This is a genomic window from Chryseobacterium elymi, from assembly GCF_003385495.1.
Lineage (GTDB): Bacteria > Bacteroidota > Bacteroidia > Flavobacteriales > Weeksellaceae > Chryseobacterium > Chryseobacterium elymi.
In genome coordinates this window covers 1-8163 of sequence record NZ_QNUH01000042.1, presented here as the reverse complement: position 1 = coordinate 8163, position 8163 = coordinate 1, and the positions used below count along the sequence as shown (strand labels likewise).

At 38.9% G+C, this 8163-nt stretch carries 5 protein-coding genes and 2 pseudogenes; all 7 read right to left on the bottom strand.

The genetic code is table 11. The features are described 5' to 3' along the window. Positions 1-187 (bottom strand): annotated as a pseudogene (locus tag DRF60_RS20540) (peptide chain release factor H); the annotation flags it as partial. 4 nt (positions 188-191) lie between these two features. After that, on the bottom strand, positions 192-740 hold the full coding sequence (locus DRF60_RS20535; protein WP_116015196.1) for a nucleotidyltransferase family protein: 549 nt from the start codon (positions 738-740) through the stop codon (positions 192-194). Positions 741-934: 194 nt separating this feature from the next. Further along, a complete protein-coding gene (locus DRF60_RS20530) occupies positions 935-2326 on the bottom strand; it encodes an RtcB family protein (protein ID WP_116015198.1) in 1392 nt (463 codons plus the stop codon). Positions 2327-2783: 457 nt separating this feature from the next. Further along, positions 2784-3284 carry a hypothetical protein gene (locus DRF60_RS20525; RefSeq protein WP_116015193.1) on the bottom strand — a complete coding sequence of 167 codons (501 nt, stop codon included), beginning with the start codon at positions 3282-3284 and terminating at the stop codon, positions 2784-2786. A gap of 56 nt (positions 3285-3340) precedes the next feature. Next, positions 3341-5458 carry a methylmalonyl-CoA mutase gene (scpA, locus tag DRF60_RS20520; protein ID WP_116015190.1) on the bottom strand — a complete coding sequence of 706 codons (2118 nt, stop codon included), beginning with the start codon at positions 5456-5458 and terminating at the stop codon, positions 3341-3343. 144 nt (positions 5459-5602) lie between these two features. Further along, positions 5603-7645, bottom strand: coding sequence for a prolyl oligopeptidase family serine peptidase (locus DRF60_RS20515; RefSeq protein ID WP_394337486.1), 2043 nt, complete (start codon positions 7643-7645; stop codon positions 5603-5605). A gap of 147 nt (positions 7646-7792) precedes the next feature. Continuing rightward, positions 7793-8163 (bottom strand): annotated as a pseudogene (locus DRF60_RS21270) (hypothetical protein); the annotation flags it as partial.

Here is an 8163-nt window from a genome sequence, read left to right as displayed (position 1 = left end):
CTTTTGCTTTTAAAAGGATGGTTACAGATTTCAGAGTCAGGTTTTCATCGCCATTTTCGCGGTGAATGATTTCGTAGTCTATTGTATTGTTTTTAATTTCCTCAAGGAAGACCTTCAGAATTTTAGCGGTGACCCACTGGCACTCTAAAGGCCCTCTTCCTGAGGTTATTTGTATAAGTTTTTCCATTTTATTAGACTTTAGGTATTTCACTTAATTTCGGATGACCAACAGGGTCGATCCCTTTCTGCAGCAAATCTTTAGCAGCCATCACAGCCCAGCATTTATCGCTGGAATGGATGTTTCTGTAAAACGTCAGTAAAAGTTCAGGTTTGACAACGGTAAAGCCATTGATTTCAATCGTCTCCAAGTCACTCCTTTCGAAGAAATCTATAGTAATTCTGTGAGATTTTCCGTTTTCAAGTTCTATTGTCTTCTCATACCTGCGGAAATTCTCTTCGCTCTGTAAATGATCATAGCGGGTCCATACTTTCTGAAAACCTTCCTGCTGAAGAATCATAACTGTTCCTGCTGCGTTTTCTTTTTTTACAAAAACATCAATATCCTTGTGGTCATGGGCATGCTTGTATTCCGTATGTCCTGGTTCTGACATGAAATGCCAGGCCCAACCTCCTGATATGATGACTTTATCTTTTAGTTTATTTAAAATTTCAAGCCCGTGCAGAATTCTAAATTCCGGCCAGACTTCTCCATATCTTTTTATATTATGAGGTGCTCCCATTTTTTGTTTTTTGTTGAGAGTTGATGGTTTATAATTGACAGTACAATTTTTTTGATCTGCCAACTATAAACACCAACCTTATTATTATTATTTTTAAACCTTATAGGCTTTGAAAACCTATAAGGTTGGAATACTGCAGGTTTATAACTAATAGTGAAATTCTCTCAACTGATAACTATAAACCAGCAACTTACTTATTTATCCATTCTCACAATTCGGGGTTGAAATGTTCCGAGAATATCTACCAATTCACTTTGTGCATTCATTACTTCATGGATGTCTTTATAAGCCATCGGTGCTTCTTCTGTATTTCCGCCTATCAAAGTGACTTTCTTCAGCTTAAGCTCTTTTTTGATATCATTCTGAGTAAAAAGGCTTCTGCATTCTCCTCTTGAATGAGCTCTGCCGGCTCCGTGTGACGCTGAATTCAAAGCATCCGGATTTCCTTTTCCACGGACGATAAAACCTTTTGCCGTCATGGACCCGGGAATCATTCCCAGTTCATTTACGTTAGCCGGAGTTGCGCCTTTTCTGTGGACGATCACTTCTTTTCCATTATGGATTTCTTTCCATGCGAAATTGTGATGGTTCTCGATTTTTGCTCTTACTCTTCCACCGACAGCTTTTACCAGTCTTCTATGGATGTCATCATGACAGGCAGAGGCATAATCTCCGGCAAGGTTCATTGCGGTCCAGTATTCCAGGCCGAGATGGGTATTCAGATCCAGCCAGGCGAACTGTTGGGCTTCTTTTGGCAACGGACATTGATCTGCAGCAACTCTTGAATAGTATTGTGCAATCTCAGCTCCTAAACCTCTGGAACCGCTGTGTGAAAGTATTCCAAGATATTTTCCTTTTGGAAGGCCGATCTGGTCATCTTCTTCGGTGATTTCAACTTCTCCGAATTCCACAAAGTGATTCCCTCCGCCGGAAGAACCCATCTGTTTGATGGCTTTTCCTTTTAATCTCCTTAAAACCGGAATCATATCGAAGGTATCTCTCTCAAAGATTTCATGATCTATATGAGATTTATGGGTCTCGTACATCCCGAATTTGGTGTGTTCGGCAAGAGCTCTTTCATATTTATCTCTTGCTCCGTCAAGATATGAAACGGGTATATCCAAAATACTGAGGCTCATTCTGCAGCCAATATCCATGCCTACTCCGTAAGGGATCACTGCGTTTTCTACCGCAAGAACACCGCCTATCGGAAGTCCGTAACCGCTGTGTGCATCGGGCATTAAAGCGCCCTGCGTTGAAATCGGCAGTTTTAAGGCTGTATACAATTGGTTTTTCGCTTCTTCAGAGATATTGTTTCCAAAGATCTGAAAGGAAGCACGCTGTGTATTGAGCATTCTTTTTTCTGTTTTTCTGGATGAAAGCAGCGATTCTGCAATCTGCCCGAAAGTCAGGTCTTTTTCAAAGTTCTCCGGGTTGAGGAGGATTTCTTTTAAAATAGATTTTACATGATGAATATTTTTCGTTGCAAAATTTCTTTTCATAACCTCCAAAGCCACATTGACGCTTTGATTGTTCGGATAACCGAGTTTTAATATATCTTTTCCTTTTAGTTTTAAATTTCCCATTGTTTTATTTTTAGACATAAGATGCCAGACACAAGATTCAAGATTTTGATCTGTGTATGTTCTTTTTATCAACTAAAATACTAGTTGAACCATTTGTAATGATGAAGAATATATTTGAATCCTAAAAAGGTTCAATGCTTATGTTCTTCCTAATATTAAAAAAAATTTCGGGGAAACTGGAGTTTAAATATTGCGCAATAAAAAACCCGAAATCTTTACGACTTCGGGTTTTGATATTTCGTTGTACTATTATTCTAAGAGTATACCAAACCACGAAGCCTTACCACCATAAGCGGTACTCCAGCTGAAGAATTTTGATTCGTTTTGAACATTGCTTCGTTGTTTTTAATAGGTTAAACTTGATTTTCAGGTGCAAATATATTAATTTTTCTGAATATTCAAATTTTTTATAAAAAAAGCCTGAATAATTTTATATCCAGGCTTACTTTATGAGAGATTAATCTTTTGATCCTAAGCTGTCCATCTCGTCGTCCATTCCTTTAACTTCATTGGAATGGTAGACTCTTTCTGATCCCAGAAAATAGATATTATGCTTTGCTTTGGCAATGATTCCGTTATATTCCTGCTCCGACATACCTTCAGGAATACTGTCCCGAGCTTCTGACGGTTTACGATAAACTTCGAGGGCACCATGTTCATTTAAAACAGTCTTGGCCACTTTAGCCTGTTGCAGGTCATCCGCATACACAATAACATTGCTTCTGCCAATACTGTGTTTACGGTAAGCATCGAGCATTTCTGCATCGTGAGCAAAAACGTATTCAAAAAATCCTTTTGTTTGTTCGTCTTCCTGATATTGACCAGTCGACAATCCGCTTTCAACCTTAGATTTTGAAATAATAATATTTGCTTCATCAAAACCTTTTTCTTTTAAATTCTTTTTAATTTCCTCTGTATCTACAGTCACCGGAAATACTGAAACTACTGTATAAGCCATAATGAAATTTTTCACTTAAACTATACAAAAGCTGTGCAGTTATTCTATAAAAAATGTTAATTTAAAAATCTTTCTAAGATTTCCACCGCACATTTAGGAAGATTGGTTCCCGGACCGAAAATAAAATCGGCACCGTTGGCATACAGAAATTCGTAGTCCTGCTGTGGAATAACGCCACCTACCACAATGGTCACATCATCAGCTCCCAGTTTTTTGAGCTCTTCGACCACCTGAGGGACAAGGGTTTTGTGCCCAGCTGCCAGTGAGGAAACTCCAAGAATGTGGATATCGTTTTCTACAGCCTGTTTGGCTACTTCTTCAGGAGTCTGAAACAATGGTGCCACATCGACATCAAATCCCATATCAGCGAATGCAGTAGCTACTACTTTGGCTCCTCGGTCGTGCCCGTCCTGTCCCATTTTAGCAACCATGAGTCTTGGGCGGCGGCCTTCTTCCTCTTCAAATTTCTGGGTGAGTTGAAGGGCTTTTTCAAAATATTCATTTTTCCCGGCATTCATAGCGTATACTCCAGAGATTGTTCTGATATTGGCTTTATATCTTCCGAAAGTTTCTTCCATGGCATCACTCATTTCGCCAAGGGTAACTCTTCTTCTTGCTGCTTCTATGCATAATGCAAGAAGATTTCCTTTTCCTGTTTTTGCGCTTTCACGGATATCATTCAGGATTTCTGTAACGGCCTCAGGATTTCTTTCTGCTTTTATTTTTACGAGTCTTTCTATCTGCTTTCTGCGGACTTCTGTGTTATCGATATCCAGGATTTCTATTCCGTCCTGTTTTAAGGCTGTTCTGAATGAGTTTACTCCAATGATAAATTCTTCACCACTGTCGATTTTAGCCTGTTTTTTAGCTGCCGCTTCTTCAATCCTCATTTTTGGGATTCCGGCTTCAATGGCTTTTGTCATTCCTCCTTCCTGCTCTACCTCATCGATGTATTTCATCGCCTCCTCAATCATCTGCTGGGTAAGGCTCTCGAGAAGATTACTTCCACCCATAGGATCTACAACATCACAGATACCGCTTTCCTGCTGAAGAATAATCTGCGTATTTCGTGCAATTTTCGCTGAATAATCTGTGGGAAGTGCAATGGCCTCATCCAGTGCGTTGGTATGCAGCGACTGGGTTCCTCCTAAAGCTGAAGAAAGCGCTTCAATGGCGGTTCTTGTAATATTATTAAAAGGTTCCTGCTCTGTAAGCGACCAACCGGAAGTCTGTGAGTGAGTTCTTAATGCTAATGATTTTGCATTCTGTGGATTGAACTGTTTTAAAAGAGTTGCCCAGATATATCTTGCGGCACGCATTTTTGCAATTTCCATGAAATGATTCATCCCGATTGCCCAGAAAAATGAAAGCCTTGGGGCAAAATCATCGACGTTCATTCCGGCTTTAATTCCTGTTCTTACATATTCGAGACCGTCTGCCAAGGTATAGGCCATTTCCAGTACCGGAGTGGCGCCTGCTTCCTGCATATGGTATCCTGAAATGGAAATAGAGTTGAATTTGGGAATATTTTGAGCAGTATATTCAAAAATATCTGCAATAATTTTCATGGAGGGAGCCGGCGGATAAATGTAAGTATTTCTTACCATGAATTCCTTCAGAATGTCATTCTGAATAGTTCCTGAAAGTAATTCCTGCTTTACACCCTGTTCTTCGGCAGCCACAATATAGAAAGACAAAATAGGAAGTACGGCCCCATTCATCGTCATGGACACTGAGATCTGATCTAATGGAATTTCGTTAAAAAGAATCTTCATATCTTCCACAGAATCGATGGCTACCCCGGCCTTACCTACATCACCAACTACTCTTGAGTGATCTGAATCATATCCTCTGTGTGTTGCGAGATCAAAAGCAACTGATAATCCTTTCTGTCCTGCTGCCAGATTTCTTCTGTAAAATGCGTTTGATTCCTCTGCAGTAGAGAAACCTGCATACTGCCTTACCGTCCATGGTTTCTGTACGTACATGGTAGAATATGGGCCTCTGAGATAGGGTGCAATTCCTGGAGAAGTCTGTGTTAAAGATTTATTTTTAACATCTTCTGAGGTGTAAGATGATTTTAATTCTAATCCGTCTTTTTCAAAGTTATAGATCTCTCTTTGCTGAGGCTCTATGCTAAAATCCGGAGTTTTCACAGAAATTGTCTTTCGCATTCCAATAATTTTTGTCTCCGTAAAGTTAATTTTTTTGAGCGAAACATGAAACTTATGTTAACGTTCAGTTTTACTGAATTTTAAGCTACAAAAAAGGCCGGACTTTGTCCGGCCTTAGTTTATATTATACTTGCTTATTGTATATTATTTCAATTTCGTTATTCCCATTTCATACAGGGCAAAAGAAATAAGATCCGCATTTTCACTGATCACCTGATCGGTTGCTCTTCCGGCGCCATGACCGGCATTTTTCTCAATTCTTAATAAAATTGGATTTTTACAGCCCTGTTTTTCCTGAAGTTCTGCTCCGAATTTAAAAGAGTGCGCCGGAACCACCCTGTCATCATGGTCACTTGTAATGATCATTGTGGAGGGGTAACATGTTCCTTTTTTCACATTATGTACCGGAGAATAGGATTTTAGATATTCAAACATTTCTTTGCTGTCTTCTGCAGTTCCATAGTCATACGACCAGCCTGCTCCTGCTGTGAACTTATTGTACCTCAGCATATCCAACACTCCTACTCCTGGGAAAGCTACTTTTGCAAGATCAGGACGCATGGTCATTGTTGCTCCTACAAGCAGTCCTCCATTTGATCTTCCGGATAATGCCATATATTCTTTTGAAGTATAACCTTTGCTTTGCAGATATTCTCCTGCTGCAATGAAGTCTTCAAAAACGTTTTTCTTTTGTGTTTTTGTTCCTGCATCATGCCATTTTTTACCATATTCACCACCACCGCGGATATTTGGCACTGCGTAGATTCCTCCGTTTTCCATCCAGATCGCATTGACTACAGAGAATGAAGGCTGAAGGCTGATATTGAAACCTCCGTAAGAATACAGGATTGTAGGATTTTTACCGTCCAGTTTTGTTCCTTTTTTATAGTTGATCATCATTGGAATCTTGGTTCCGTCTTTTGAAGTATAGAATACCTGTTCAGAAACGTAATCCTCAGGGTTGAACTTCACTTTCGGCTTCTGATAAACTTCTGATTTCCCGGAATCTGCATTGAATTTGTAGGTCGTTCCCGGTGTAATATAGTTGCTGAAAGAGAAATAAAGTTCTTTTTCCTCTTCTTTTCCTCCAAAACCTCCTACGTTTCCTTTTCCTGGAAGAGCAATTTCCCTGATCAGTTTTCCTGTTTTGTCAAACTGTTTTACCTGATCAATAGCATCAACCATATAAGTAGCAAAGAAGTATCCGCCTCCTGTAGATATTCCCAATACATTTTCTGTTTGCGGGATAACATCTTTCCAGGTTTCCGGTGAAGGATTGGTGATGCTGGTTTTTACAAGACGCATGTTCGGGGCATCTTTATCTGTAAAGATGAAAAGATCATCCCCCTGAGTATCTACAATACTGGCATTAATATCAAATCCTTTATTAATCTGTACAAAGTCGCCGCCTTTCTTTAGGTCTTTGATATACAATTCGTTCCCATTGGTTGCATTGGCTGCAGAAATAATCAGGTACCTTTGGTCTTCAGAAACCCCTGCTCCAAGATATCTTCTAGGTGTTTTATCTCCTCCGAAAATCAATTTGTCTTCGGATTGCTTTGTTCCTAATTTATGGAAATACACTTTGTGCTTATCTGTCATTCCCGAAAGTACTGTTCCTTCTTTCGGTTTATCATAGCTCGAATAGTAGAATCCTTCATCACCCTGCCAGGAAATTCCGCTGAATTTTACATCTACCAATGTTTCATCAATCTGTTTTTTGGTAATGGCGTCTATGATAATGATCTTATTCCAGTCGCTCCCGCCTTCAGAAATGGAGTATGCTGCCAGGTTTCCTTTTTTATTGAATGACAGATTGGAAAGAGAAGTAGTTCCTTTTTCTGAAAATTTATTAGGATCTAAAAATATCTCTGTTGTTTTGGTCTTATTATCTGTTCTGTATAAGATAGACTGCGCCTGAAGGCCATTATTTTTATAATAGTATGTATAATCTCCTTCTTTGAAAGGTGCTGAAATCTTCTCATAATTCCAGATCTCGGTTAACTGATCCTTGATTGTATTTCTGAACGGGATTTTTGAAAGATAATTCTGGCTGTAGGCTACTTCATCATCTACCCATTTCTTTGTGGCGTCGGAATCATTTTCAAGATCTCTGAAAGGGTCTGCAACCGCATTACCAAAATAAGTATCTGTCTGACTTCCTTTTTCTGCTTTAGGATAATTCATTTGAGAATAAATAGTTGCTGAAAAAAGGACTCCAGCGGTTAATAACATAGGCTTAAAATTCATAATCAAGGGTTTTCTCAAAAATACGTAAAGTATGTGAAATAAAAAAAGCCCTGAAACCAGAGCTTATAATATTTTAAATGATCATTATTTAGACCCGAAGCTTTCAAAATAGAAATCCGTCAATCCTGAAACAATTTCATCAGGACTGCCATTCCAATAGTAAGTTTTCCCTGCTTCATTCAGCTGGTACAGGCTAAACTTTTGCTCTGTTACTACGATTTTATCAGCATTTTTAAAATCTTTTACACTTTGAACGAGATATTTTTTAAGGTTTTCAGGCTTAACGTCTTTAATGTCTCCGGTGGGAATATCAGAAAATTTAGCCGGAACTTTGAAACTGACAGAATAATTAACCTCAGCAATTTTCTGATCTTCTATATATTCATTCTGAACAATTTTCACATCTTTAACGGAAAGTTTTCCATTTTTAAAATTTTCCATCATAGCGGTGAAGT

Excerpts from the sequence above, each read along its gene's own strand:
- DRF60_RS20535 (WP_116015196.1), bottom strand. The coding sequence starts at position 740 with ATGGGAGCACCTCATAATATAAAAAGATATGGAGAAGTCTGGCCGGAA.
- DRF60_RS20530 (WP_116015198.1), bottom strand. The coding sequence starts at position 2,326 with ATGGGAAATTTAAAACTAAAAGGAAAAGATATATTAAAACTCGGTTAT.
- scpA (WP_116015190.1), bottom strand. The coding sequence starts at position 5,458 with ATGCGAAAGACAATTTCTGTGAAAACTCCGGATTTTAGCATAGAGCCT.
- DRF60_RS20525 (WP_116015193.1), bottom strand. The coding sequence starts at position 3,284 with ATGGCTTATACAGTAGTTTCAGTATTTCCGGTGACTGTAGATACAGAG.
- DRF60_RS20515 (WP_394337486.1), bottom strand. The coding sequence starts at position 7,645 with ATGAATTATCCTAAAGCAGAAAAAGGAAGTCAGACAGATACTTATTTT.